28 protein-coding genes are annotated in these 25647 nt (G+C 69.1%); 23 read left to right on the top strand and 5 right to left on the bottom strand.

The genetic code is table 11. From position 1 onward, the window contains the following. Positions 1-21: 21 nt before the first annotated feature. The 3 genes from B7K26_RS02230 to B7K26_RS02220 are packed head-to-tail and all read right to left on the bottom strand — an operon-like array spanning position 22 to position 1869. The gene (locus tag B7K26_RS02230) at positions 22-1062 is read right to left on the bottom strand and encodes a DUF389 domain-containing protein (RefSeq protein ID WP_084077046.1); all 1041 of its coding nucleotides are present in this window, start codon (positions 1060-1062) and stop codon (positions 22-24) included. Next, positions 1059-1424 carry an SHOCT domain-containing protein gene (locus B7K26_RS02225; protein WP_084077045.1) on the bottom strand — a complete coding sequence of 122 codons (366 nt, stop codon included), beginning with the start codon at positions 1422-1424 and terminating at the stop codon, positions 1059-1061. Before B7K26_RS02225 ends, B7K26_RS02230 begins: the two co-directional genes overlap by 4 nt. Position 1425: 1 nt before the next feature. Next, on the bottom strand, positions 1426-1869 hold the full coding sequence (locus B7K26_RS02220; protein WP_084077044.1) for a DUF6325 family protein: 444 nt from the start codon (positions 1867-1869) through the stop codon (positions 1426-1428). Between the two features lie 321 nt (positions 1870-2190). Between B7K26_RS02220 and rho the strand changes: the two genes are divergently transcribed. Further along, positions 2191-4026: a transcription termination factor Rho gene (gene rho / locus B7K26_RS02215; protein WP_304441432.1), complete on the top strand. Its 1836-nt coding sequence runs from the start codon at positions 2191-2193 to the stop codon at positions 4024-4026. Between the two features lie 119 nt (positions 4027-4145). Here the strand turns inward: rho and B7K26_RS02210 are convergent, their stop codons facing one another. Next, positions 4146-5087 (bottom strand): endonuclease domain-containing protein, encoded by a 942-nt coding sequence (locus tag B7K26_RS02210; protein ID WP_084077043.1) that lies wholly within the window; start codon positions 5085-5087, stop codon positions 4146-4148. Positions 5088-5497: 410 nt separating this feature from the next. On the opposite strand from B7K26_RS02210, the gene B7K26_RS02205 reads away from it, so the two are divergent. The 17 genes from B7K26_RS02205 (at position 5498) to nucS (ending at position 20616) form a co-directional block, all read left to right on the top strand. Continuing rightward, on the top strand, positions 5498-7783 hold the full coding sequence (locus B7K26_RS02205) for an immune inhibitor A domain-containing protein (protein ID WP_234998655.1): 2286 nt from the start codon (positions 5498-5500) through the stop codon (positions 7781-7783). A 59-nt stretch (positions 7784-7842) separates the two neighbouring features. After that, positions 7843-8268: a hypothetical protein gene (locus B7K26_RS12910; RefSeq protein ID WP_084077041.1), complete on the top strand. Its 426-nt coding sequence runs from the start codon at positions 7843-7845 to the stop codon at positions 8266-8268. 86 nt (positions 8269-8354) lie between these two features. Then, positions 8355-8564: a 50S ribosomal protein L31 gene (rpmE, locus tag B7K26_RS02195; protein WP_084077040.1), complete on the top strand. Its 210-nt coding sequence runs from the start codon at positions 8355-8357 to the stop codon at positions 8562-8564. 23 nt (positions 8565-8587) lie between these two features. Further along, positions 8588-9673 (top strand): peptide chain release factor 1, encoded by a 1086-nt coding sequence (gene prfA, locus B7K26_RS02190; RefSeq protein ID WP_084077039.1) that lies wholly within the window; start codon positions 8588-8590, stop codon positions 9671-9673. Then, complete coding sequence (gene prmC / locus B7K26_RS02185; RefSeq protein ID WP_159449578.1) at positions 9674-10570, top strand: peptide chain release factor N(5)-glutamine methyltransferase; 897 nt, start codon at positions 9674-9676, stop codon at positions 10568-10570. A 16-nt stretch (positions 10571-10586) separates the two neighbouring features. Beyond that, positions 10587-11255, top strand: a complete 669-nt coding sequence (locus tag B7K26_RS02180; protein ID WP_084077530.1) for an L-threonylcarbamoyladenylate synthase — start codon at positions 10587-10589, stop codon at positions 11253-11255. After that, on the top strand, positions 11252-12523 hold the full coding sequence (locus B7K26_RS02175; RefSeq protein ID WP_084077038.1) for an MraY family glycosyltransferase: 1272 nt from the start codon (positions 11252-11254) through the stop codon (positions 12521-12523). The genes B7K26_RS02180 and B7K26_RS02175 overlap by 4 nt, the downstream gene beginning before the upstream one ends. Beyond that, positions 12520-12927, top strand: a complete 408-nt coding sequence (locus B7K26_RS02170) for a hypothetical protein (RefSeq protein WP_084077037.1) — start codon at positions 12520-12522, stop codon at positions 12925-12927. Before B7K26_RS02175 ends, B7K26_RS02170 begins: the two co-directional genes overlap by 4 nt. Positions 12928-13050: 123 nt before the next feature. Then, positions 13051-13890, top strand: a complete 840-nt coding sequence (gene atpB / locus B7K26_RS02165; protein ID WP_084077528.1) for a F0F1 ATP synthase subunit A — start codon at positions 13051-13053, stop codon at positions 13888-13890. Positions 13891-13953: 63 nt separating this feature from the next. Continuing rightward, positions 13954-14181 carry an ATP synthase F0 subunit C gene (gene atpE, locus B7K26_RS02160; protein WP_084077036.1) on the top strand — a complete coding sequence of 76 codons (228 nt, stop codon included), beginning with the start codon at positions 13954-13956 and terminating at the stop codon, positions 14179-14181. Further along, complete coding sequence (locus B7K26_RS02155) at positions 14181-14753, top strand: F0F1 ATP synthase subunit B (RefSeq protein WP_084077035.1); 573 nt, start codon at positions 14181-14183, stop codon at positions 14751-14753. Before atpE ends, B7K26_RS02155 begins: the two co-directional genes overlap by 1 nt. A gap of 5 nt (positions 14754-14758) precedes the next feature. After that, on the top strand, positions 14759-15571 hold the full coding sequence (locus tag B7K26_RS02150) for a F0F1 ATP synthase subunit delta (protein ID WP_084077034.1): 813 nt from the start codon (positions 14759-14761) through the stop codon (positions 15569-15571). A 42-nt stretch (positions 15572-15613) separates the two neighbouring features. After that, the gene (gene atpA, locus B7K26_RS02145) at positions 15614-17248 is read left to right on the top strand and encodes a F0F1 ATP synthase subunit alpha (protein ID WP_084077033.1); all 1635 of its coding nucleotides are present in this window, start codon (positions 15614-15616) and stop codon (positions 17246-17248) included. Between the two features lie 3 nt (positions 17249-17251). Next, the gene (locus tag B7K26_RS02140) at positions 17252-18145 is read left to right on the top strand and encodes a F0F1 ATP synthase subunit gamma (protein WP_084077032.1); all 894 of its coding nucleotides are present in this window, start codon (positions 17252-17254) and stop codon (positions 18143-18145) included. Positions 18146-18160: 15 nt separating this feature from the next. Next, positions 18161-19648, top strand: coding sequence for a F0F1 ATP synthase subunit beta (atpD, locus tag B7K26_RS02135; protein WP_084077031.1), 1488 nt, complete (start codon positions 18161-18163; stop codon positions 19646-19648). Positions 19649-19650: 2 nt separating this feature from the next. Further along, positions 19651-19917 (top strand): F0F1 ATP synthase subunit epsilon, encoded by a 267-nt coding sequence (locus B7K26_RS02130; protein WP_084077030.1) that lies wholly within the window; start codon positions 19651-19653, stop codon positions 19915-19917. A 3-nt stretch (positions 19918-19920) separates the two neighbouring features. Beyond that, entirely contained in the window at positions 19921-20616 is a 696-nt protein-coding gene (gene nucS, locus B7K26_RS02125; protein ID WP_084077029.1) for an endonuclease NucS, read from the top strand. Between the two features lie 58 nt (positions 20617-20674). Here nucS and B7K26_RS02120 read toward each other — a convergent pair whose 3' ends face one another. Further along, positions 20675-21457 (bottom strand): alpha/beta hydrolase family protein, encoded by a 783-nt coding sequence (locus B7K26_RS02120; RefSeq protein WP_084077028.1) that lies wholly within the window; start codon positions 21455-21457, stop codon positions 20675-20677. Positions 21458-21506: 49 nt separating this feature from the next. Here B7K26_RS02120 and B7K26_RS02115 point away from each other — a divergent pair, with 49 nt between their 5' ends. The 5 genes from B7K26_RS02115 (at position 21507) to B7K26_RS02095 (ending at position 25644) form a co-directional block, all read left to right on the top strand. Beyond that, positions 21507-22157 (top strand): CatA-like O-acetyltransferase, encoded by a 651-nt coding sequence (locus tag B7K26_RS02115; RefSeq protein ID WP_084077027.1) that lies wholly within the window; start codon positions 21507-21509, stop codon positions 22155-22157. Between the two features lie 73 nt (positions 22158-22230). Then, complete coding sequence (locus B7K26_RS02110; protein ID WP_084077026.1) at positions 22231-23697, top strand: glycoside hydrolase family 1 protein; 1467 nt, start codon at positions 22231-22233, stop codon at positions 23695-23697. A 147-nt stretch (positions 23698-23844) separates the two neighbouring features. Then, the gene (locus B7K26_RS02105) at positions 23845-24156 is read left to right on the top strand and encodes a hypothetical protein (protein WP_084077025.1); all 312 of its coding nucleotides are present in this window, start codon (positions 23845-23847) and stop codon (positions 24154-24156) included. A 22-nt stretch (positions 24157-24178) separates the two neighbouring features. Further along, positions 24179-24907 (top strand): alpha/beta hydrolase, encoded by a 729-nt coding sequence (locus B7K26_RS02100; RefSeq protein WP_084077527.1) that lies wholly within the window; start codon positions 24179-24181, stop codon positions 24905-24907. Beyond that, the gene (locus B7K26_RS02095) at positions 24904-25644 is read left to right on the top strand and encodes an alpha/beta fold hydrolase (RefSeq protein WP_084077024.1); all 741 of its coding nucleotides are present in this window, start codon (positions 24904-24906) and stop codon (positions 25642-25644) included. Before B7K26_RS02100 ends, B7K26_RS02095 begins: the two co-directional genes overlap by 4 nt. The last annotated feature ends 3 nt before the right edge of the window (positions 25645-25647 follow it).

The following is a 25647-nucleotide window of genomic DNA, read 5'->3' as shown; positions in this document are numbered from 1 at the left end:
TAAGTCGACGAGGGAGGAGAGTCAGAAATTGTCGCGTTCGCCGTTCACGTCGAAGGTGTATGACGGGATGAACTCGATGACGATGTCATCCGCATCGAGCCCCGCGTCCTCCATGCCGGCGTAAATGGCGTCCGTATCCGGCAGCGGGGGAGTGCCCTTGACCACCACGTAGATGACGTCATCCTCGCGAGGCGTGACGGACACCACCGCCCACCGCGTGTCGGCGGTGAGGTCGTCGAGGTACGCCTGGACTGAGCCGATGCGCCCACGGTCCTCGATGGCTTGCGCCGTCGACCACGCGAGCGGGCCGGAGACGAGCAGCACGAGCGCAGCCGTGGTGAGGTACACCCGCACGCGACGTCGCCGCTCCGCCTCGCGGTCCTCGACCTCGAGGAGCCTGAGTTTCGAGTACCCGTAGATCGCCATGACGATCGCACCGGTCGCGAGGATGGCCGCGACGTTCGTGACGAACAGCAGCAGCGCCCCGAGCGCCTGGGTCCACGCGCCGGACTCGAGCGTGAGTCCGACCACGCATAGCGGCGGTACCAATGAGATGGCGATGGCGACGCCCGGCAGGGTGTCGGAGATGTCCGAGCGCACCAGCGCGATGGAGCCCACCACACCGGTGGCGAGTGCCGCGAACAGGTCGATCAGACCCGGCGTGACGCGGCCGGCGACCTGGGCGTTGGTGGACGCGAGCATCGGCTGGACGATGAGCATGCCCAGCAGGTAGCCCACGGCCACCGCCGCGGCGGCGCCGGCGCACATGATGAGGATCGACCGCACCAACTGGCGACGGTCACCGAGGACCGTCGCCAGCATCGTGCCCTGGATGGGACGCATAAGCGGCGCCACGATCATCGCGCCGATGACCGTGGCGGTGGAATCCGCCGCGATGCCAGCGGTGGCAATCGCCGCCGCGAGCGTGAGCAGCAGCCAGAACCTGGTGTGCTGCGAACGCACGGTGGGGCCCTCGAAGAAGACCGCATCGCGCATGTAGTCGACGCTGTTGAGCTTTCCCGACCAGCGAGTCTCCCTGACACGGGAGGCCCAGGTCGTCATCCGAGGAGCTTCGCCTTCGCCGCGGCGAACTCGGCGTCGGACAGGATGCCCGCGTTCTTCATGTCGGCCAGCTTGGTCAGCTGCGCCATGAGGTCGTCGCCGGCCGATGCCGCGGGGGCGGCCTGGACGGCGGGCGCCGACTGCTGTGCCGCGAGCTGCGCCTGCATTGACGCGAGCTGCGCCTGGTTGCTCTGCACCTGCTGAGCCTGCTCCTGCTCCAGGTACTGCTGCTGCTGGCGGGCCTGCGCGCGGCCGGCCTGGCGGCGCGCGACGTTTCCGGACACCGCGGTCGCGGTGCCGGAGATCACGGCCGTGCGGGCCATGGTGCCAATGAGGCCGGGGCGGCCAATCCTGCGGGGCATGTCAGTTCTCCTCGTTTTCGAGGGCCTCGATCTCGGCGAGAACCTCGCTGACGACCGGGCCGGGGACACGGATGGATTCGGCGAGCTCGCCACCGGCGGCGGCGATGGCGTCGCGCAGGGGCTTCACCCAGGTGTGCTCGAACACGAGGATGGCGGCGGCGCCACCCACGGGCAGCTCGGCGGCGAGCTCCTCGACGTCCTCCTCGGACACGAGGCCGTCGATGCGGTCGGCAACCTCGGCAAGGCGCGACACCTCGGAGTCGTCACCCACCTGGTCAAGTTCCACGTAGTCGAGCTCGTCCTCGCCCGTGCGGCGCACGAACAGGCCGTCGACGATGCTGATGGTGCCGGCGTCGACAAGCGCGCTCAGCTCCTGGACGATCTCGCCCTTGAAGGTGCCGGATTCGAATCCGATCACCACGATCTCGATGGGTCCCAAGGTCATGGGAGGGTCCTTCCGTCGGGTCCGCGGGGACGGCATCGGCCCCCGTCAGGGTGAGGCTATTCCCGTGGGTGAGGCGCGGCAACACGGACACGCGCGCGAGGGGCGCCACGCCGTGGGCGAACGTTGGTTGAGGCCGTACGGACGCGGGTGCTAACCTGCAGGTGTTCCTCCCGGCAGACACAAGGTCGCGGGTGAGGGGCAATCCCCAGACTTCCAGGCGTCAGCGGACGACGGCGTACGCGCATACCCGGACGCCTCACGGGGATACTCGCATTCACATTTCTCCAGAGCCGCCCCGGCTCGTGCGAGGGAAGGATCAGTGTGACCGACACCACCGTGGCCAGCGCGGATAACAGCGCGGCCCTCAGCGCCATGAAGCTGCCCCAGCTCCAGGCTCTCGCCTCCGAGCTCGGCGTCTCCGGCGTCAAGAAGATGCGTAAGGGTGACCTCATCGAGGCCATCAAGAACGGCGGGGTCGTGCCCGCCAAGGCCGCGCCCAAGAAGGAGCAGCCGGCCGATGCCCCTGCGGCTCCGGCGCAGCAGGCCGCCGAGGCCGAGGCTCCCGCCAAGCAGGACCCTCCCGCCGAGGCCGGGCCCCAGCGCTCGCGCCGCAGCCAGTCCCAGGGCGGCCAGCCCCAGCAGGGCGGCCAGGCCGAGAAGTCCGAGTCCAAGGCCGAGGGTCAGCGCCGCGCCGGCGACGACGACCGTTCCGAGCGCGCGCGCCGCGCCGCCGAGGCGCTGCAGCTCCCCGGGTCGGACTCCGCCGACAAGGGCGAGCGTGCGGACAAGGATGGCCAGAACGACCGTCAGGGCGGCAACCGCAACGACGAGCGCGGCAACCAGAACCGTAACAACAACGACGACGATGACGAGCGCGGCGGCCGCCGTCGCCGCGGGCGCGGTCGTGGGCGCGGGCGCGGTCGTGACCGCGACGAGAACGTCTCCGGCGGCGGGCAGCAGGTCCGTCAGGACGAGGACGACCTCCACGACGACGAGGAGCTGACCCCGGTTGGCGGCATCGTCGACATCCTCGACAACTACGCCTTCGTGCGCACCACGGGCTACCTCTCCGGCAAGTCGGACGTGTACGTGTCGATGAACCAGATCAAGAAGTACGGCCTGCGCAAGGGTGACGCCATCACCGGCACGGTCCGTCCTCCCCGCCCGGGTGAGCGCGGCCAGCGCCAGAAGTTCAACGCGCTCGCCACCGTCGAGACCGTCAACGGCGTCTCGCCCGAGGAGGCCAGCCAGCGCAAGGAGTTCGGCGACCTCACGCCGCTGTACCCCCAGGAGCGCCTGCACCTCGAGACCGAGTCGCGCGGCCTGTCCACGCGTGTCATCGACATCGTCGCCCCCATCGGTAAGGGCCAGCGCGGCCTGATCGTCTCGCCGCCCAAGGCGGGCAAGACGCTCATCATGCAGAACATCGCCAACGCGATCTCGGCAAACAACCCCGAGGTTCACCTCATGGTGGTGCTCGTGGACGAGCGTCCCGAGGAGGTCACCGACTTCCAGCGCTCCGTCAAGGGTGAGGTCATCGCCTCGACCTTCGACCGCCCGGCCGGCGACCACACCCAGGTCGCCGAGCTCGCCATCGAGCGCGCCAAGCGCCTCGTGGAGCTGGGCCAGGACGTCGTGGTGCTGCTCGACGGCATCACCCGCCTGGGCCGCGCGTACAACCTCGCCGCCCCCGCATCGGGCCGCATCCTCTCCGGTGGTGTGGACTCCGCGGCGCTGTACCCGCCCAAGAAGTTCTTTGGCGCGGCGCGCAACATCGAGAACGGTGGCTCGCTGACCATCCTCGCCACCGCGCTGGTCGACACCGGCTCGAAGATGGACGAGGTGATCTTCGAGGAGTTCAAGGGCACCGGCAACATGGAACTGCGCCTGTCGCGTCAGCTCGCCGACCGCCGCATCTTCCCGGCCGTGGACGTCAACGCGTCCGGCACGCGCCGCGAGGAGATCCTGGTGTCGACCGAGGAGCTCAAGGTCATGTGGAAGCTGCGTCGCGTGCTCACGGCACTCGAGCCGCAGGCCGCGACCGAGCTGCTGCTGGGCAAGCTGCGCGAGAACAAGACGAACGCCGAGTTCCTCATGCAGGTCGCCAAGACCACGCCGAGCAAGGACGACGTCGACAACGAGCTGACCTCCAAGTAATCCGTACGCCGCAGGGCCCCGCACCGACCGCAAGGTGGGCGCGGGGCCCTTCTGCATGCCGGCGCCTGTGGCTGCGCGCCGGCGGGACTTGAGGGTCACCTATCGCTCATTTTCGCCCCTCATGTCCCGCTAGGACGCGCGAGGCGGCCCGCCACCGTCGCGAGCGTGACGTCGCGGCACCACTCTGGTCGCCGCGTGATGTCGTGCCATCCGAAGCGCAGAACTGCGTAACCGCCAGTGGTCAGCTCGGTTTGGCGTTCGCGGTCGGCGTCGCGGGCCTCGCGTGTGGAGTGATACCGGTCTCCGTCGAGTTCCACGGCCACCATGGCGCGCCGGTGGAGCATGTCGACGACTGCACGCCGGTTCGGAAGCAGTACCGGCGCCTGCCACTCGAACTCGCGGAAGCGTGCGTCACGAAACGTCTCGTGCTTCGCGCGAACCTCAAGAGGCGATGTCGCGCCTTCTTCGAACCAGCCGAGCACTCGCGCAAGGTCACGACGCGCGACGACTCGGGGCGCTCGCGCGAGTGCCGAGTCGAGTGCCTGGGCGGTACAGACCCTCGCCCACAGAGCGCGCCACAGGACATCAAGCCTGCTCGCGGGCGCCGCGACTTTCCACGCGTCGAGGACCGCGATATCGCCGGTCACGCATGCGACTCCCGACGCGTAGGTCCGGGCGCGCACGGGCGCGCCCTGGAGAACGCGGACCCACGTGGGGGAACGCGGGCGGTGGCCGTTGGCGACGCGGATGTGGGCGGCCCCAGGCATCGGCAAAGTCGGCGACATCAGACGCAGCGCGAGGGGGCCGGTGACCAGTGCCGTCGGCTGCCAAAGGTTAAGCGCTTCGCCTCGCACGACCGGCACATTGCGATGCGGCGCCCCCGCATAGACCCCGGGGAGGATGCGCGCCACCGCCTGTCCGTCGAGTGCCATCTCGAGTGCGTGCCGCGTCCACCCGGAAACAAGCTCGCCCCGGGTGAAGGCATGGGCGTTCGCGGCGAGGAACTCCGCGAGCGATCCGTCGAGCGCGACGAGGCCGGGGATGGGACGCATGGCGGCCATCTGACCATTGGGGCCGTCTCGGTTCTCGCCGGCCGGGATATCTGTGGATAGCCGGTGCCTCCCCGCGGGACATAGGGGTCGTAGATCGCCCGATTTCACCCCTCATGTCCCGCGAGGACGCAACCGTCCGACGCGAGCAATCTGAGAGCGCAAGTCAGATGTCTATAACTCCACAAACCAGGACAAACACCCCCTGGCGGTGCTAACCCTGTTCCTCAGGTCGTGACGACGCGACCTCATCTGCCCGGCCCACGCGCCGGGTGCGAGGCGTCACGTACCGGGAGGGCCAGACCGGCCCGCCCAGCAAGACGTCGCGGCCGTCGCACGCGGCCGGGCGTCCGACACGCATGGAGGAATGGATGCGCAAGACGATGCTGGCAACCGCCACAGCAGCGCTTCTTGGGGGGAGCATGATCGCGGGTCCGGCCGCGACCGCCGCGCCGCCCGAGGAGGAGGACCTGGCGCAGGCGCCGCCGTCAGACAACATGCCCAACCCCCTCGACGAGAAGCGCAGCGCCCTGCGCGAGGCGGCCATCACCGGCGTCCTCGACGGCGAGCTCGAGACCGAGGAGCGAGACGGCAGCACGGTCGTCAAGGTGGGTGAGGCCACCGAGTCCGGCGCCGCCAAGAACGCCCGCGGCGGCAAGGGCAAGGGCTGGAACTGGCACCAGAAGGACCAGTACGTGGAGCTCTCGCGCGAGGCGACGGACCGCATCTTTGTGGTGCTTGCCGAGTTCGGCGACACCCCGTCGCCCACGGGCACCGCCGATGACGCCCAGCGTTCCGAGGGCCCGCTTCACAACGAGATCCCCGAGCCGAACCGCAAGGTCGACAACTCGACCGTGTGGCAGGAGGACTACAACCAGGAGCACTACCAGGACCTGTACTTCGACGGCGACGAGTCGCTGCGGGACTACTACGAAACGCAGTCGTCCGGCCGCTACAGCGTGGACGGCGAGGTGACTGACTGGGTCAAGGTGGACTACACGCAGGCCGCCTACGGCAACGACCAGTGCGGCTCCAACGTGTGCTCGGACGTGTGGGACCTCGTGAAGGACGCGGCGAACGTCTGGTACCAGGACCAGCTCGACCAGGGTCGTTCCGTGGACGAGGTCAACGCGGACCTGGCGTCGTTCGACGTGTGGGACCGCTACGACTACGACGGAGACGGCGACTTCAACGAGCCCGACGGCTACATCGACCACTTCCAGATCGTCCACGCCGGCGGCGACCAGGCCGACGGCGACCCCATCTACGGCTCCGACGCGATTTGGTCGCACCGCTGGTACGCCTACTACAACGCGGCCGGCCAGACCGGTCCCGACACCAACAAGCTTGGCGGCACCGAGATCGGCGACTCCGGCGTGTGGATCGGTGACTACACGATGCAGCCGGAGAACGGCGGCCGCAGCGTCTTCTATCACGAGTACGGCCACGACCTGGGCCTGCCCGATGACTACAACGTGCAGTCGGGAGGCGACAACAACAACGAGCACTGGACCCTCATGGCCCAGAGCCGCCTGAACTCCAAGAGGGACGACGGGCTCGGCGAGCGCGGCGGCGACCTGGGGGCATGGAACAAGCTCCAGCTGGGCTGGCTCGACTATGAGTACGTCGAGTCGGGGACCAAGAAGATCGTGAACCTCGGCCCCTCGGAGTACAACACCAAGAAGCCGCAGGCGGTCATCGTGGGTCTGCCGGAGAAGACGGTCACCACGGATCTCGGCGCCCCCGCCGAGGGTGACCTGCAGTGGTACAGCGGCACCGGTGACGACCTCACCAGCACGCTGACCAGGGACGTCTCCGTCCCCGCCGACGGCGCTGACCTCACCTTCCAGGCCCGCTACGACATCGAGTCCGGTTACGACTACTTCTATGTGGAGGTCGACTCGGGTGCCGGCTACGTCCCGATTCAGGGAAGCCTCACGACGACGGACGAGATCTTCGCGACCGACGGCACCCAGGCCGACTGGGTGGACGCCACCTACGACCTCAGCGCCTTCGCCGGCCAGGACATCTCGCTGCGCCTGCGCTACACGACGGACGGCGGCGTCGCGGGCAATGACCCCGACGTGGTGGACGGCATCTTCCTCGACGACATCGCGATCGACGGCGTCTTCGCGGACGGCGCCGAGGACGGCGACAACGGCTGGACGGTCGACGGCTTCACCGCCGTGGGCACGGAGAGCACCGAGTCGTACCCGAACTACTACATCGCGGCCAACCGCTCCTACACCTCGTACGACAAGTACCTCGAGACCGGCCCGTACTTCTTCGGGTACGCCAGCACCAAGCCGGACTTCGTGGACCACTACTCGTACCAGGAGGGACTGCTCATCTCGTACTGGGACCTGTCCTACTCGGACAACGACACGTTCGCCCATCCCGGCAGCGGCAGGAACCTGTACATCGACGCGCACCCCAAGCCACTCAAGGACGTCAACGGCAACTACTGGCGCGCACGCGTCCAGGTCTACGACGCCCCGTTCGGCATCCAGCGCACCGACACCGTCAAGCTGCACGTGGACGGCAAGAAGAGCACCATCAAGGGCACCTGGGGTAACCCCGTCTTCGATGACACCGACAAGTACTGGTACGAGGAGCTGCCGAACCACGGCGTGAAGCTCCCCGCGACCGGCACCAAGATCCAGGTGCTGTGGCAGCACGGCACCTCGATGACGGTCAGGGTCGCCTGACCGCAGGGGTGGTGGCCCGGGGCTCCGGGCCACCACCCCGATTCACTTGAGGAGGGCCGATGCGCCGGCTGGCTTCCGTGGCGCTCGCGGCGGTGGCCGCGGCGCTTCTCGCCGCGTGCGGCGGGGGAGGGGACGATAGCGTGAGTGAGACGCCAGGGCCGACGTCAGCATCGGCCACCCCCGCATCGGTCACCCCCACGCCGAGCCCGAGTGACCTTCCCACCCTGGCGACCCCGACGGCCCCTCCCACGTCGCCGACTGACGTCACGCCGGCCTCCGTCGTCGCCGGCAGGGTCACGGCCGTCACGGATGGCTGCGTGGAGGTGACGACGGACGATGCGGCGGTGTGGTCGCTCACCGGAGACGCCCAGGTAGCGCTCGGCGACACGGTGCGCGCCACGGTCGCCGACCTCGCCGCCGATGCCGCGCCGTGCGGCAAGGGCCGCGGCGCCCGGCTCGAGAAGATCGAGGTGGCCGGGCCTTGACGCGCGTGGCACAATAGAGGGCTGGCCGTCCGGTTCACCGACCGCGAAGTACGCGCAAGGACCCGGAGGCACTCTTAAGGGAGATCATGAAGAAGGACATTCACCCCGAGTACGTGGCCACCACTGTCACGTGCACCTGCGGCAACACGTTCGAGACCAACTCGACCGTCAAGAGCGGCGAGATCTCGGTCGAGGTCTGCTCGGCTTGCCACCCGTTCTACACGGGCAAGCAGAAGATCATGGACACCGGTGGCCGCGTCGCGCGCTTCCAGAAGCGCTACGGCAACCAGAAGTAACCCGAAGCCTTACCGACGACGACGTGGCCGAAGCCTTCGCAGCAGTCCAGCCCCTGCTGGACGAGTACACCGACATTGAGCGTCAGCTCGCCGACCCCGCCATCCATGCGGATGCCGGGCGCTCGCGCACGCTGGGGCGTCGGTTCGCGGAGCTCGGCCGCGTCGTCGCCGCGCATCGGGCATGGGAGTCCGCCCAGGACGACCTCGCCGCCGCCCGGGAGATGGCCGATGCCGACCCCGAGTTCGCGGCCGAGGTGCCTGCCCTCGAGCAGGCGGCCGAGGACGCGACCGAGACCCTGCGTCGCATCCTCATCCCTCGCGACCCGGACGACTCGCGTGACGTGATCCTCGAGATCAAGTCGGGCGAGGGTGGTGAGGAGTCCGCGCTGTTCGCTGGCGACCTGCTGAAGATGTACCTCAAGTTCGCCGAGTCCAAGGGCTGGAAGGCCGAGGTCCTCGAGGCGACCGAGACGGACATGGGCGGCTACAAGGACCTCTCCGTTGCCGTCAAGGCCAGGGGCTCCGTGGAGCCCGAGGACGGCGTGTGGGCCCACCTCAAGTACGAGGGTGGCGTGCACCGCGTCCAGCGCGTGCCGGCGACCGAGTCGCAGGGCCGCATCCACACCTCCGCCGCGGGAGTGCTCGTCTATCCCGAGGCCGAGGAGGTCGAGGACGTCGAGCTCGACATGAACGACGTCCGCGTCGACGTCTACCGCTCGTCGGGCCCCGGCGGCCAGTCGGTCAACACGACCGACTCGGCAGTCCGCCTCACCCACCTGCCCACGGGCATCGTGGTGAGCTGCCAGAACGAGAAGAGCCAGCTCCAGAACAAGGAGTCGGCCATGCGCATCCTGCGTGCCCGCCTGCTCGCCGCCCAGAAGGAGGCGGCGGAGGCCGAGGCCCAGGACATGCGCAAGTCGCAGGTGCGCACCGTGGACCGCTCGGAGCGCATCCGCACCTACAACTTCCCCGAGAACCGCATTGCCGACCACCGCACCGGGTACAAGGCCTACAACCTTGACCACGTCCTGGCAGGAGATCTGCAGCCCGTGATTCAGTCAGCCATCGACGCCGACGAGGCCGCCCGCCTCGCCGCCCACGAGGCGTAATTGCCTACCGTCGGAGCACGACTCAAGGAAATCTCCCGTCGCCTGGCCGATGCCGGCGTGCCGTCCCCCGAGGCCGACGCGATCGCCCTCATGGCGCATACGTTCAAGTGGGAGCCCGGCCAGGTCCGCACCGCCGCCGCGCGCGACGACCACTGGCCTCTCGACCCGCTGGACCACGACCTTCTCGAGGCGCGCGTCGCGCGCCGCGTGATGCGCGAGCCGCTGCAGCACATCACGGGCAAGGCCTACTTCCGCAACCTTGACCTGCAGGTGGGCGCCGGCGTGTTCGTGCCGCGCCCCGAGACCGAGCTGGTGGCGCAGGCAGCCATCGACGCCGCGAGGGCGGCCAAGCCCGGCCGCGACGGCAAGGTGCGCGTCACCGACCTGTGCGCGGGCTCCGGCGCGATCGGCCTGTCCGTGGCTGACGAGGTCCCGCACGCCGAGGTGTCGATGGTCGAGGCCTCCGAGGGGGCCCTCGTCTACCTGCGCCTCAACGCCCGCGGCCAGCGCGCCGACGTGCGCGAGCGCACCCGCACGATGCTGGGCGACGCCAAGCGCTGCCTGCACCTGTTCGAGGGCTGCGCGGACGTGGTCGTGTCGAACCCGCCCTACATCCCGCCGGACGGCGTCCCGCGCGACCCCGAGGTGCGCGACTACGACCCGCCGGAGGCGCTGTACGGCCTGGGCGAGGACGGCCTCGACCTGCCGCGCGCGATCATCGACGAGGCCGCGCGCCTGCTGCGCGTCGGCGGCACTCTCGTGATGGAGCACGCCGACAACCAGGGCCCCGCGCTGCGCGCCCACTGCGAGCGCTCGGAGTTCTGGTCTGGCGCCCGCACGGAGCAGGACCTGACGGGACGCGACCGCATGCTCATCGTGACGCGCGTGGGAGTCTGAGACACTACTTGTCGTGATCTACCCCTGCTCTGACCCTGCCACGTGGGGTCCCAGCCTCGACGCCGCCGTCGACGCGGTGAGCCGTGGCGCCGTCATCGTCCTTCCCACCGACACCGTGTACGGCGTCGGTGCCGACGCGTTCAACGCCGATGCCGTGGCCGCGGTCCTCGCGGCGAAGGGTCGCGGACGCCAGATGCCGCCGCCGGTCCTCATGCCGGACGCGCGCACCGTTGACGGACTGGGATACGACATCCCGGCGGCGGCCCGCGCGCTGATGGACGCGTGCTGGCCGGGCGCGCTGACCGTCATCGTGCACGCGCAGCCCTCGCTCGCGTGGGACCTCGGCGACACCCATGGCACCGTCGCGCTGCGCGTCCCCGACCACCCGGCTGCCCTCGCGCTGCTGAAGCGCACCGGCCCCCTGGCCGTGACGAGCGCCAACCGCACCGGCGAACCCGCGGCGACTACCGCATCGGCCGCCAAGGAGCAGCTGGGCGACTCCGTCGCGGTCTACCTCGACGGCGGCGACAGCCCGCTGGGGACGGCATCGACCATCGTCGACGCGACCGACCCTGCCGGGCTGCGCGTCATCCGCGACGGCGGGATCACGCGCGAGCGGCTCGTCGAGATCGCCGGAGCCGACGCGTTCGCCCCGGAGGCGACCGCCGCGGAGGCCGACGGGTGAAGGTCTACCTCACGCTCCTGGTGATCGCGGCGCTCGTGACGTACGCCGCGACCCCGGCGATGAGGCATCTCGCGTTCAAGGTCGGCGCCGTCACGGCGGTCCGCGACCGCGACGTGCACAAGGTCGCCACCGCGAGGCTCGGCGGTGTCGCGATCTTCCTCGGGCTCGCCGCCGCGGTCGCGGTAGCGAGCAACGTCCCGTTCCTTCAGCCGGTATTCGAGACCAGCTCCGCGGCGTGGAGCGTCGTCGCCGGGGCGGGCCTGGTGTGCCTGCTGGGGCTCGCGGACGACATCTGGGACCTCGACTGGATGGCCAAGCTCGCGGGCCAGGTGCTCGCGGCGCTCGTGATGGCCTGGGGCGGGGTCCAGCTCGTCTCCGTCCCCATCTTCGGCCTCACCATCGGCAGCTCGTACCTGTCGCTCGCCGCCACGGTCATCGTGGTGGTGGTCGCGATGAACGCGGTGAATTTCGTGGACGGGCTCGATGGCCTGGCGGCCGGAGTGATCGCCATCGGCGGCGCCGCCTTCTTCACGTACACGTATGTGCTTGCCCGCTCCGCCTCGCCCGGCGACTACTCGTCGCTCGCGTCGCTGGTGCTTGCCGTCCTCGTGGGCGCGTGCCTGGGCTTCCTTCCCCACAACCTGCACCCCGCACGCATCTTCATGGGCGACTCCGGGTCCATGGTGCTCGGTCTCGCGATCGCTGGCGCCGCCATCATCGTCACGGGGCAGATCGACCCCGAGGTGGTCTCCCAGCGCGAGCGCATCCCGGCCTTCATCCCGATCGTGCTGCCGCTGATGGTGGTCGCGGTGCCACTCATCGACATGACGGCGGCGGTGATCCGGCGCACGCTCAAGGGTCAAAGCCCCTTCATGCCCGACGCGCACCACCTTCACCACGTGCTGCTGCGCGCCGGCCACTCGCACCGGTGGGCGGTCTCGATCCTCTACATGTGGACGGCGGTGCTGTCGTTCGGCACCGTGTCGCTCGTCTTCCTGCCGCTCGGCGCCGCACTCGTGCTCGCGTGCACGGGGTTGGCCGTCGCCGCGCTGTTCACCTTCTCGCCGCCGCTCCGGCGGCGCCTCTCGAGCGGCTGGCGTGCCGCTGGCCGGGGAGTGAAGCCGCTGCAGCGGATCACCCCCGAGGGCCGCGCCGAGACGCACGAGAGCCCCGAATCAGGCGACGCCTCACCCGAGGCGAGCGCCGATGCCGAGGCCGCCACCGCATCGGCCGCCGCCACCAGCCCCTCACCCAAGGAGCAGCCGTGACCGAGGAGTCCCGCACCTACCGACGCGCCCTGCGCGTCACCGTCATCGTCATCGTCGCGCTGGCGGTGATCGCCGTCCCCGTCGGGCTGCTCGTGGCGGGCGGCGCGGGGCTGCTCGCGGCCGAGGTGGGCGTCGCCGTCGCGGCGCTGGCGGGCCTCACGACGCAGATCGCGATGCTCGTGGCGCACCAGAAGCCGCCCCACATCATGGCCGCCTACATCGGTGGCTCGTGGCTGGGCAAGATGCTCATCATCATCGTCGCGCTCCTGGTGTTGCAGGGGATCGAGGGGTTCCACAAGGAGCTCTTCGCCGCCTTCGCGGTCACCGGGATCATCGCGACGCTCGCCATCGACTTCTGGGTCATCCGGAATGCCCGGATCCCGTACGTCGATAGCGGTTCCTAGGACGCCCGGGAATACGTTAGGATTCCTGAGCATCACGGCCCCCGGCGTGCTCGGCAGCCCCGTCCGCGCGTGCTCACAACACCAGGAGAAAATTCTGTGGCGAATCTGGCCCTGGTTTCGGCGATGACCGCCGCGACCGAGACCTCGTCCGATGCCGAGTCCTCGACCGGCTTCTTCGGATGGCTCTTCGGATCCGACGGCTTCCATGCCCCGACTGTCGACGAGTTCTTCCCTCCGGCGCTGCTCTTCGAGGGCACCATCTTCGAGTTCAACCGCATCGAGCTCGCCCGGGTCATCGCGGCCGTCGTGCTCATGCTTCTTGTGTGGCTCGTCGTGCGTAACGCGAAGCTCGTCCCCGGCCGCGGCCAGGGCGCCTTCGAGTTCCTCCTCGACTTCGTGCGCTTCCAGATCGTCGAGCAGGTGATGAGCCCGGAGAACGCCAAGCGCTTCCTGCCGTTCCTCACCACCGTGTTCCTCGCGATCCTCGCGTTCAACATCACCGGTGTGATCCCGTTCATCAACATGGCGGGCACCTCCCTGATCGGCCTGCCGATCGTGATGGCGGTGTGGATCTACGTCCTGTACCTGGGCGTCGGCGTCAAGCAGCACGGACTCGGCGGCTACCTCAAGCTGTCGCTGTTCCCCGCGGGAGTGCCCAAGGGCATCTACGTGCTGCTCACCCCCATCGAGTTCCTGCAGGTCTTCATCCTGCGCCCGGCCACCCTCGCGCTGCGACTGTGCGCGAACATGATGGCCGGTCACCTGCTGCTGGTGCTGTGCTTCGCCGCCACGCAGTACTTCTTCTTCGAGGCTGCCGGGTTCATGAAGTCCATGGGCGCCGTCACCTTCGCTGCAGGCTTCGCCTTCACGCTCTTCGAAATCTTCGTGGCGGCGCTGCAGGCCTACGTGTTCGTCATGCTGTCGTCCGTGTACATCAACATGGCGATCGAGGAAGAGCACTAAACCCTCACCCCCAAAGACGTGCGGCGCCGCGGTGGCGCTCGCATCCAACGGAAGGAACCCCACGTGGACACCACCACTCTCGCCGAGGTCTCCGGCAACGTCGCGACCATCGGTTACGGCCTCGCCGCCATTGGCCCCGGTATCGGTCTTGGAATCCTGATCGGTAAGACCGTCGAGGGCATGTCGCGTCAGCCCGAGGTCGCCGGCCAGCTCCGCGCCACCATGTTCATCGGTGTGGCATTCGTCGAGGTGCTCGCGCTCCTCGGTCTGGTCACCGGCTTCCTCTTCTGATGACCGCACTCAGCCTGGTCGTCGCGGCCGAGGAGCACGGGGAGTCGTCCGCGAACCCCCTGATCCCGGCCCCGTACGACATCCTGTGGTCTTTGATCATCTTCACGATCATCGTGGTCGTGTTCATGAAGGTGCTCCTGCCCAAGATGCAGGCGATCCTTGATGAGCGCGCCGAGAAGATCGAGGGTGGTCTCAAGAAGGCTGAGGAGGCGCAGTCCGAGGCGGCGGCGGCACTCGAGGAGTACACCGCGCAGCTGACCGAGGCCCGTGCCGAGGCGGCGCGCATCCGCGAGGACGCGCGCTCCGAGGCCACGGCAATCGTCTCCGACAGCCGTACGACGGCCTCCGACGACGCCCAGCGCATCGTCGAGACCGCTCACAAGCAGATCGAGGCGGAGCGTCAGCAGGCGATCGTGTCGCTGCGTGCCGAGGTCGGCACGCTCGCGACCGAGCTCGCCTCGCGCATCGTGGGCGAGTCGCTCGCGGACGACGCGCGTCAGCAGCGCATCATCGACAGCTTCCTGGATGACCTCGAGGCGTCGGTGAACGACAAGCAGAAGGCGGAGGGATAGGCCCGATGCGCGGAACCAGTCAGGCCTCGCACGACGCGGTGATTCGGGAATTCGACCCGATCGTCACCGCGGCGGGCAAGGACGGCATCACGATCGCTGAGCACCTCTTCGTGGTGGTGGACGCCCTCGATTCGTCGGGCTCGCTTCGCCGTGCGCTCACCGATCCGGCCCGTCCCGGCAAGGACAAGGCCTCGCTGGTGAAGCAGCTCTTCGGAGCCCTCGACTCGCGTGCGGTGGACATCGTCGCCGCGTTTGCGCAGTCGCGCTGGTCCGGCGAGGCCGATCTGTCGGAGTCCATCGAGGACGCCGGCGAGATGGCGATCTTCGCGTATGCGGAGAGCCAGGGCACGCTGCCCGCGGTGGAGGAGGAGCTGTTCCGCGTCGAGCGGCTGCTCGTCGCCAACCGCGAGCTCCTCATCGCCGGTTCTAACCGGTCGGCGACCAAGGAGCAGCGCCTTCAGCTTCTCGAGGACACCCTCGGCGGCAAGCTGTACCCCACGACCCACGCGCTGCTGCAGCGCGTGGTCGGGGTGCCGCGCGGACGGCGCCTCATCCCCGCGATCAACGCGCTCCTCGACCAGGCTGCGGCCCGTCGCGAGCGCCTTGTCGCATCGGTGACGGCGGCCGTCGAGCTGTCCGCAGCGCAGCGGGAGCGCCTCGCCGGGATCCTCAAGGACGCCTACGGCCGTGAGATCCAGATCAACGTTGCCGTGGACCCCGAGGTCCTCGGCGGCATCCGAGTTCAGGTCGGCTCTGAAGTGGTGGACGGCACCATCCTCAGCAAGCTCGACGACGCACGACGACGACTCGTCGGCTAGCTAAGACGACAACCGCTCACGCGGTAGTGACAGGAGAGAAACATGGCTGAGTTGACGATCAGTCCGGACGAGATCCGGAGTGCGCTCGACAGCTACGTGAAGTCGTACGAGCCGTCCGGCGTCGTGCGCGAGGAGGTGGGCCGCGTCACGCTGGCCGCCGACGGCATCGCCAACGTCGAGGGCCTTCCCGGCTGCATGGCGAACGAGCTGCTGCGCTTCGAGGACGGCACCCTGGGCCTGGCCCTGAACCTCGACGTGCGCGAGATCGGCGTCGTGGTGCTCGGTGAGTTCACCGGCATCGAGGAGGGCCAGGAGGTCCACCGCACCGGAGAGGTTCTCTCCGTCGCCGTGGGTGACGGCTACCTCGGCCGCGTCGTGGACCCGCTGGGTAACCCCATCGACGGCCTCGGCGAGATCGAGACCACCGGCCGCCGCGCCCTCGAGCTGCAGGCCCCCGGCGTCATGGACCGCAAGTCGGTCCACGAGCCGCTGCAGACCGGCCTCAAGTCGATCGACGCGATGATCCCGATCGGCCGCGGCCAGCGCCAGCTGATCATCGGTGACCGCCAGACCGGTAAGACCGCGATCGCGATCGACACGATCATCAACCAGAAGGCCAACTGGGACTCCGGCGACCCGACCAAGCAGGTGCGCTGCATCTACGTGGCCATCGGTCAGAAGGGCTCGACCATCGCCTCCGTGCGTGGCGCCCTTGAGGAGGCCGGCGCGCTCGAGTACACGACGATCGTCGCCGCCCCCGCCTCGGACCCTGCGGGCTTCAAGTACCTCGCCCCCTACACCGGTTCGGCCATCGGCCAGCACTGGATGTACGACGGCAAGCACGTCCTCATCGTCTTCGATGACCTGTCGAAGCAGGCCGAGGCCTACCGTGCCGTGTCGCTGCTGCTGCGCCGCCCGCCGGGCCGCGAGGCATACCCCGGCGACGTGTTCTACCTGCACTCCCGCCTGCTCGAGCGTTGCGCGAAGCTGTCGGACGCCATGGGCGCCGGTTCGATGACCGGTCTGCCGGTCATCGAGACCAAGGCGAACGACGTGTCGGCGTACATTCCGACCAACGTCATCTCCATCACGGACGGCCAGATCTTCCTGCAGTCCGACCTGTTCAACGCCAACCAGCGCCCCGCGATCGACGTCGGTATCTCCGTGTCCCGCGTCGGTGGTTCGGCGCAGGTCAAGGCGATGAAGAAGGTCTCCGGAACGCTGAAGATCGACCTCGCCCAGTACCGCTCGCTCGAGGCGTTCGCGATGTTCGCGTCCGACCTTGACGCCGCGTCGCGTCAGCAGCTGACCCGTGGTGCGCGCCTGATGGAGCTGCTCAAGCAGGCCCAGTACACCCCGTACCCGGTGGAGGAGCAGGTCGTCTCGATCTGGGCCGGCACCAAGGGCAAGCTCGACAAGATCCCCGTCGCCGACGTCCTGCGCTTCGAGCGCGAGATGATCGACCACCTGCGCCGTGGCACCTCGGTGCTGTCGGACATCGCGTCGACCGGCCAGCTCTCCGACGAGAACGAGGAGACCCTCCACTCGGAGGTTGACTCGTTCGTGTCGACGTTCCTCGAGTCCGAGGGCACCGAGCTGACCACCTCCGCCTCCATCGAGGGTGGCGGCGAGGCCCAGGTCGAGCAGGAGCAGATCGTCGCGAAGAAGAAGAAGTAGCCGATGGGTGGACAGCAGCGCGTCTACCGGCAGCGGATCCGGTCGACACAGTCGCTGAAGAAGATCTTCCGTGCGATGGAGCTCATTGCGGCTTCTCGCATCGGTAAGGCTCGCGACCGTGTCACCGCCGCCGCCCCGTACTCGCGCGCCATCACGCGCGCCATTAGCGCCGTGGCGACCCACTCGTCGGTCGATCACCCGCTCACCACCGAGCGCACGGACACCAACCGCGTGGCCGTGCTCGTCATCACCGCTGACCGCGGTATGGCGGGCGCGTACTCCGCGAACGTCCTGCGCGAGGGTGAGCGCCTTGCCGAGCGTCTGCGCGGCGAGGGCAAGGAGGTCGTTCCGTTCGCGTTCGGTCGCCGTGGCGTGGGCTACTTCAAGTTCCGCAAGCGCGAGCTCGCGGGTGAATGGCAGGGGGAGTCGGACGCACCGACCCTCGCCACCGCCCAGGAGATCGCGCGGGCTCTGTACGGCGCCTTCACGGCATCGGCAGAGGAGGGCGGCGTGAGCGAGCTTCACATCGTTTACACGCACTTTTCGTCGATGGTCTCGCAGGAGCCACGCGTCATCCGTCTGCTGCCGATCGAGCTCGTCTCGGGCGTCGCGGAGCCGGGTGAGGACGTGGAGCCCCTGTACGAGTTCGAGCCCAGCGCCGAGCAGGTGCTGGACGCGCTCCTGCCGCGCTACATCGAGTCCCGCATCCACGCGTGCATGCTTCAGGGCGCCGCATCCGAGCTGGCCAACCGCCAGCGCGCGATGCACACCGCCGTGGAGAACGCGGAGGACATCATTCGCCAGTACACCAGGCTCGCCAACTCGGCGCGTCAGGCCGAGATTACCCAGGAAATCAGCGAGATCGTCTCGGGCGCCGATGCGCTCGCGGCCTCGTGACCGGAAGGCACATCCATGACCCCCACCGCTAAGACCGACGCCCCGGCGTCGCAGGAGGCCGCGAACACGCCCGTCATCGGTCGCGTCGCGCGCGTCATCGGTCCTGTCGTCGACATCGAGTTCCCCGCGGACGCGATCCCCGACGTCTACAACGCCCTCACCGTCGACATCGACCTGTCGGCCCAGGGTGAGGACGAGGGCGTCCTGCACATGACCCTCGAGGTTGCTCAGCACCTCGGCGACAACATGATCCGCGCCATCGCGCTGAAGCCCACGGACGGCCTCGTCCGCGGCGCCGAGGTGACCGACACCGGTGCCCCCATCTCCGTCCCCGTGGGTGACGTCACCAAGGGCCACGTGTTCAACGTGACCGGTGAGGTCCTCAACGCGAAGGAGGGCGAGACGGTCGAGGTCACCGAGCGCTGGCCCATCCACCGCAAGCCCCCGGCCTTCGACCAGCTCGAGTCCAAGACTCAGATGTTCGAGACCGGCATCAAGTCGATCGACCTCCTCACGCCGTACGTGCAGGGTGGAAAGATCGGTCTGTTCGGTGGTGCTGGTGTCGGTAAGACCGTCCTCATCCAGGAGATGATCTACCGCGTGGCCAACAACCACGACGGTGTGTCGGTGTTCGCCGGTGTCGGTGAGCGCACCCGTGAGGGCAACGACCTCATCGACGAGATGACCGAGTCGGGCGTCATCAACCAGACCGCCCTCGTCTTCGGCCAGATGGACGAGCCGCCGGGCACGCGTCTGCGCGTCGCCCTGTCGGCCCTGACGATGGCCGAGTACTTCCGCGACGTGCAGTCGCAGGACGTGCTGCTGTTCATCGACAACATCTTCCGCTTCACCCAGGCCGGTTCCGAGGTCTCGACCCTGCTGGGTCGCATGCCCTCGGCCGTGGGCTACCAGCCCAACCTGGCTGACGAGATGGGTCAGCTGCAGGAGCGCATCACCTCGACGCGTGGCCACTCGATCACGTCGCTGCAGGCGATCTACGTTCCCGCGGATGACTACACCGACCCGGCCCCCGCGACCACGTTCGCGCACCTCGACGCCACGACCGAGCTGTCGCGTGAGATCGCGTCGCGCGGTCTGTACCCGGCCATCGACCCGCTGACGTCGTCCTCGCGCATCCTGGACCCGCGTTACGTGGGCGCCGACCACTACTCGGTCGCGTCGGACGTCAAGGCGATCCTCCAGCGCAACAAGGAGCTGCAGGACATCATCGCGATCCTCGGTGTCGACGAGCTGTCCGAGGAGGACAAGATCATCGTCGCCCGTGCGCGTAAGATCCAGCAGTTCCTGTCGCAGAACACCTACATGGCGACGCAGTTCACCGGTGTGGCCGGTTCGACCGTTCCGCTGACCGAGACCATCGAGGCCTTCGGCGGCATCGTGAACGGTAAGTACGACCACATCTCGGAGCAGGCGTTCTTCAACATCGGTGGTCTCGAGGACCTCGACAAGGCCTGGAACCGCATCCAGAAGGAGATCGGCTGATCATGGCCGATGCCCTGACCGTCGACATCGTCGCGCCGGACCACGTCATGTGGTCCGGCTCGGCGAGCCGCGTCATCGCGCCGTCCGTCGAGGGTGAGATCGGGCTGCTCGCGAACCACGAGCCGGTCCTGTCGATCCTCAAGGCCGGCACGATCCGCGTGACCGCCGAGAACGTCAAGCACGAGTTCCCCGTCACGGGTGGCTTCGTGTCCTTCGACCACAACACCATCACCATCGTCGCGGACCCCGTCGTTACCGACGAGGACTAGTCCGTGCGCGTGGTTATCGCGCGCTGCGCCGCCCGGTACTCCGGGCGGCTCAGCGCGCATCTTCCTTTAGCGACCAGGGCGATCATGCTCAAGGCCGACGGGTCGGTGCTGCTGCACTCGGACGGCGGGTCGTACAAGCCGCTCAACTGGATGAGCCCCCCGTGCACGACGCGCGAGGTGGAGCCCACCGAGGCGCAGGCCGAGGCCGGCGTCACCCAGGTGTGGACCGTCCAGCATGACAAGACGGACGACCGCCTTGAGATCGAGGTGCACGAGGTCCTGGCGGACACGTCCCACGACCTCGGCACCGATCCCGGGCTCATCAAGGACGGCGTCGAGGCACACCTGCAGGAGCTGCTCGCCGAGCAGATCGCGCTGCTGGGCGAGGGCCACACGCTGGTGCGTCGCGAGTACATGACGGCCATCGGCCCCGTGGACATCCTCGCCAAGTCGCCCACGGGCGGCTCCGTGGCGGTGGAGATCAAGCGCCGCGGCGAGATCGACGGCGTCGAGCAGCTCACGCGCTACCTCGAGCTCATGAACCGCGACCCGCTGCTGTCTCCCGTCGAGGGCGTGTTCGCCGCCCAGGAGATCAAGCCGCAGGCACGCGTGCTGGCGCAGGATCGCGGGATCCGCTGCGTGATTCTCGACTACGACGCTATGCGCGGGGCCGACGACCCCACCACGCGCCTGTTCTGACGCGCGCCGGGCGCGAGTGCCGGTCGCCCCGCCGTCGCGTGCGAGTCACCTGAGGGGATCAGGCGCCGCGGACCTCGTCGATCCAGTCGAGGACCCGGGGGATCTGCTCGTCCCACGCCGGCCAGTTGTGCGAGCCGGGGGACTCGGAGTACTCGAGCCCTAGGCCGGCCTCGTCGCACGCCCGTGCGAACGTGCGGCTCTCCTCGAGCAGGAAGTCCTCGGTGCCGCACCACGCCCACAGCCGCGGCGCCTCGGAAGGGTCCGCCGCCCGCGCGAGGGCCACGACGTCCTCGCCCGCCGCGCGCGCCGTCTCGGGGGAGCCAAACGTGCGGCGCCACTCCTCGGGAGCAAGGTTGGGCTTAGCCGTCACGTCGAGGCCCCCGGACAGGCTCGCGGCGGCCGCGTAGCGGTCGGGACGCGTGAGGGCGGCCTTCATGGCGCCGTAGCCGCCCATCGAGAGCCCCGCGATGAAGGTGTCTTCGCGATTGCGGGACAGGGGGAAGAACCCCGCCATGACGCGGGGAAGCTCGTCGACCAGGTGGTCGCGATAGCGGTAGCCGTCGTCCTGGTTGGCGTAGTACGACCGATGCACGGCGGGCATGACCACGGCGATGCGCCGATGCGCCACGTAGCGCTCGAGCGACGTGTAGCGGGTCCATGACGCGTCGTCCTGCGACAGCCCGTGCAGCAGGTAGAGCACCGGCAGTCCCGTCGCGTCGCTGTCGGGGACCGGGGGAGCGGCGGACACCCCGGCTTCGGTCGCGGCCTCCGGGAGGAGGACCGTCGCCGTCGTCGACAGCCCGAGGGTCGCGGAGAAGTATCGGCAGGTAAGCAGCGCCATGGGTGACCTCCTGGCCGGAAGTCTGCCAGAGGTCGGCCATGATGAGGGGATGGACAGCCTGGTGCCCATCGACCGCTCCACGTGGGCCCGGTCGGAGACCTACGATCACTTCCGCGACGCGGTGCCGTGCACGGTCGCTCTGACGTTTGAGATCGACGTCACGGAGGCGCAGGCGCGGCGCAGGGCCGCGCGTCGGAAGGCTTACCTTGCCCAGATCTGGGCCATCGCGCACGCCGTGAACGGCCGCTCGGAGTTCAGGATGGCGCTCGGCGGGGAGGGTGAGCCCGCCGTGTGGTCCACGGTGCATCCGTCCTTCACGGTGTTCAACGCCGAGCGCGAGACCTTCTCCAACCTGTGGTGCCCGTACAGCCCCGACTTCGCCACGTTCCACGCGCAAGCCTCGGAGCTGATGGAGGAGCACTCCGCCCCCACGGCGCTGTTCCCCCAGGCCGAGCGCCCGGCCAACCTTTTCGACGTCTCGAGCCTGCCGTGGCGCCGCTTCACGGGGATGGTGCTCGACGTCGAGGGGGGCAGGGATCACCTGCTTCCCATCTTCACGATCGGCCGATGCGAGGAGCGCGAGGGTCGCCTCGTCGCGCCGCTCGCGATCCAGGTGAGCCACGCCGCGGCCGACGGCTTCCACCTGTGCCGCCTCGCCGACGACATCCAGGCCCTCGCCGCCGACCCCGGCTGGATGTGAACGAGGGCCGGCACGCGCATCGGCCCTACCGACTGGTAGAAAATCACGAAACGTTTCGCGTATACTGGCGCGCATGACAACGACGCCTGCGACGTTCCCCGACGGCTTCCTGCTGGGAGCCGCCACCGCCTCCTATCAGATCGAGGGCGGTGCCCACGAGGGCGGCCGCGGCGTCTCGATCTGGGACACCTTCTGCGCCACGCCGGACAAGGTCGTCGCCGGCGACAACGGCGACGTGGCGTGCGACCACTTCCATCGCTGGGAGGAGGACATCGACATGATGTCCGAGCTCGGCCTGGAGGCCTACCGCTTCTCCATCGCGTGGCCGCGCGTGCAGCCGGGCGGCACCGGCGAGTTCAACCCGGAGGGCATCGCCTTCTACCGCGGCATCGTCGACCGCCTGAAGTCCAAGGGGATCACGCCCCTCATCACGCTCTATCACTGGGACCTTCCCCAGGAGCTCGAGGACAAGGGCGGCTGGCTCAGCCGTGACACCGTCGACGCCTTCGTGCCGTACGCCGTGCGCATGGTCGAGGAGTTCGGCGCCGACGTCGAGATGTGGACCACGTTCAACGAGCCGTGGGTGAGCTCGTTCGTGGGCTACGGCGCCGGCGCGCACGCCCCGGGCCACGCCGACGACGTCGAGGCGCTCATCGCCGCCCACCACCTGAACCTCGCCCACGCGCGTGCCTACGACGCGATGAAGGCCGTGAATGCCGACATCAAGATCGGCCTCGTCAACAACTGCCACACGCCGCGTCCCTGGGACCCGTCGAACCCCAAGGACCTGTGGGCCTCCGAGCACATCGATGCGCTCGCCAACCGGTTCTTCCACGAGCCTTTCATCGAGGGAACGTACCCGGCGAACCTCAAGCCCAACACTGCGCACCTCACCGACTGGTCGTTCGTCCACGAGGGCGACCTCGCGGAGATGAAGGGCCGTGTCGACTGGTTCGGCGTCAACTACTACGCCTCGCACCTGGTGCGTCACAACGCGCATAAGGCTGCCGCCCAGTCCGAGCTCGCGACCCTCGCCGACGGCCACAAGGCCGGCGCCAACTCGCCGTGGCCCGGTGACGAGGAGATCGAGTTCATGCCGCTCACGGGCAAGCACACCGCGATGGGCTGGAACGTCGACCCCTCGGCGCTCACCGCGCACCTGCTGAAGATCCACCGCGAGACCGGCAAGCCACTGTACGTCACCGAGAACGGCTCTGCCTGGGACGACGTGGTGGACGCCGACGGTCGCGTGCGCGACACCGACCGCGTCGAGTACCTGCGTGACCACCTTGTCGCCGTCCTCGACGCCGTCGCCGAGGGCGCCGACGTGCGCGGCTACATGGCGTGGTCGCTCATGGACAACTTCGAGTGGGCGCAGGGCTACGCCAAGCGCTTCGGCATCGTGCGGGTCGACTACGACACCCTCGAGCGCCGCTGGAAGGACTCGGCGTACTTCTACCGCGAGGTGCTGCGCGGCCGCGCGGTGCCGGCGTCCGCGGACGTCGACGCCTACGCCGACACGCCGCCGCGTCACTTCTGACGCCTCACGCCCGGTGAGCCGGGCGACGTACCCCGCCACCGCATCGGCCGTCCGTGTGGCCGATGCCGTGGCGGGGTTTCGCGCCCCGTGAGGGGCGAAGCGTGGGGCGCGAGAGCCGCGCGAGTGGGCCGCCCGTAGACTGGCGCCATGCCGTCCTCTCGTCGCTCGCGCAAGCGCCCGTACGGGCAGCCGCACGAGGAGCTGGACGTCGAGCGGCTCTCGGGCAGCATGGGCGGCCGCCGCGAGAGCGGGCCGGGGGGCGAGGAGTACCTCGTCGCCACCCCGCGCCCCAGTGAGAAGACCTACACGTGCCCCGGCTGCTCGCAGGAGATCGACGGCCAGACCGTCCACCTGGTCGCCTGGCCCGCCGACGGGCTGTTCGGTCCCGAGGCCGCCGCCGCGCAGCGCCGCCACTGGCACACCCACTGCTGGAACACCTTCGGGAGGACCCGTGGCTGACGCCGCAAGCGACACCCCCGGCATGGAGGAGATCCGTGCCATGACAGTGCTGCCCGCCCAGCGCGAGGACATCACGCTGACCACGGAGGACGGCCTCACCCTGGTGGGCGAGCTGGCCATGCCGCCGGACGGCCGCCCGCCCGTCGCAACCCTCATCACGCTTCACCCGCTGCCCACTCACGGCGGCTTCATGGACTCGCACGTCTACCGCAAGGCCGCCTGGCGCCTGCCGTACCTGGCGGACATCGCCGTGCTGCGCTTCAACACGCGCGGCACCTCGTCGCCGCGCGGCACGTCCGAAGGGGAGTTCGGCGAGGGGGTCACGGAGGCGGCCGATGTCAGGGCCGCGGTCGCGTTCGCAGTCGAGCGGGGGCTTCCTCGCCGCTGGTTCGTGGGCTGGTCGTTCGGCACCGAGCTCACGCTCATGCACGGAGCCGACCAGGACGTCGAGGGCGCCATCCTGCTGTCGCCGCCGCTCCATCGCGCCAAGGACGCCGACCTCGAGCGCTGGGCCGCCACTGGCCGTCCCGTCACGGCGCTCGTGCCCGAGCTCGACGACTTCCTGCAGCCCGACGAGGCGCGCGAGCGATTCGCGCCCCTCACGCAGCTCGATCTCGTGCCCGTCGAGGGCGCCAAACACCTGTGGGTGGGGGAGAAGTACGTCAGACTGGTGCTCGACGCCATCGTCGACCGTGTCGCCCCCGGCGTCGGACCGTTGCCCACCGCCGTCCCGAACGAGGTGCTCGCATGACCGGAACGCCCATCGTCCTCCTCAACGCCTTCCCCGTCGATCGCGCGCAGTGGGAGGGGCTCCTGTCGGTGCTCGGCTCCGACGTGCGCGGCGACGTCATCACGTTCGACATGCCCGGCATCGGCGAGATGCCCCTGCCCGACGAGGAGCCCGGCCTCGAGCTCATCGCCGACGCCGCCGTGCTCGCCATGCGTGAGGCGACCGGCGAGGACGCCGCGCACTGGATCGGCTGCTCCATGGGCGGCTACGTCGCGATGGCTGTCGCGGAGCGCCACCCCGACGCGGTGGCCGGGCTCGGTCTCATCGCCACCAAGGCGGTCGCGGACACGGAGGAGGCCGCCGCCAAGCGCCTCGCGACGGCCGATGCCGTGGAGCACCGCGACGCCGTCGAGGACCCCGCGGCGATGGCCGAGGGCCTCATCGGCACCGAGGGGCCGCGCCGCGAGGAGCTCGTCGAGTGGGTGGCCCGCAACATCGGCCGGCATCGCGGCGACGGCATCGCCTGGGGCCAGCGCGCGATGGCTGCCCGCCCCGACCGGCTCGAGGTGCTGCGCGCCATCGACGGCCCCGCCGTGGTGATCGCGGGGGAGAGCGACGCTGTCACGCCCCGCGAGGATGTCGACGCCATGGCCGATGCTCTCGGCGTCGCGACCACCGTCATCCCCGGCGTGGGTCACCTGGCGGCGTTCGAGGACCCCGCCGCGGTGGCGGCCGCGCTCGCGCCGCTGCTGAGGTAGTGC

Source organism: Demequina sp. NBRC 110057, assembly GCF_002090175.1.
Classification (GTDB): Bacteria; Actinomycetota; Actinomycetes; order Actinomycetales; family Demequinaceae; genus Demequina.
This window is presented reverse-complemented; position numbering and strand designations above follow the sequence as displayed.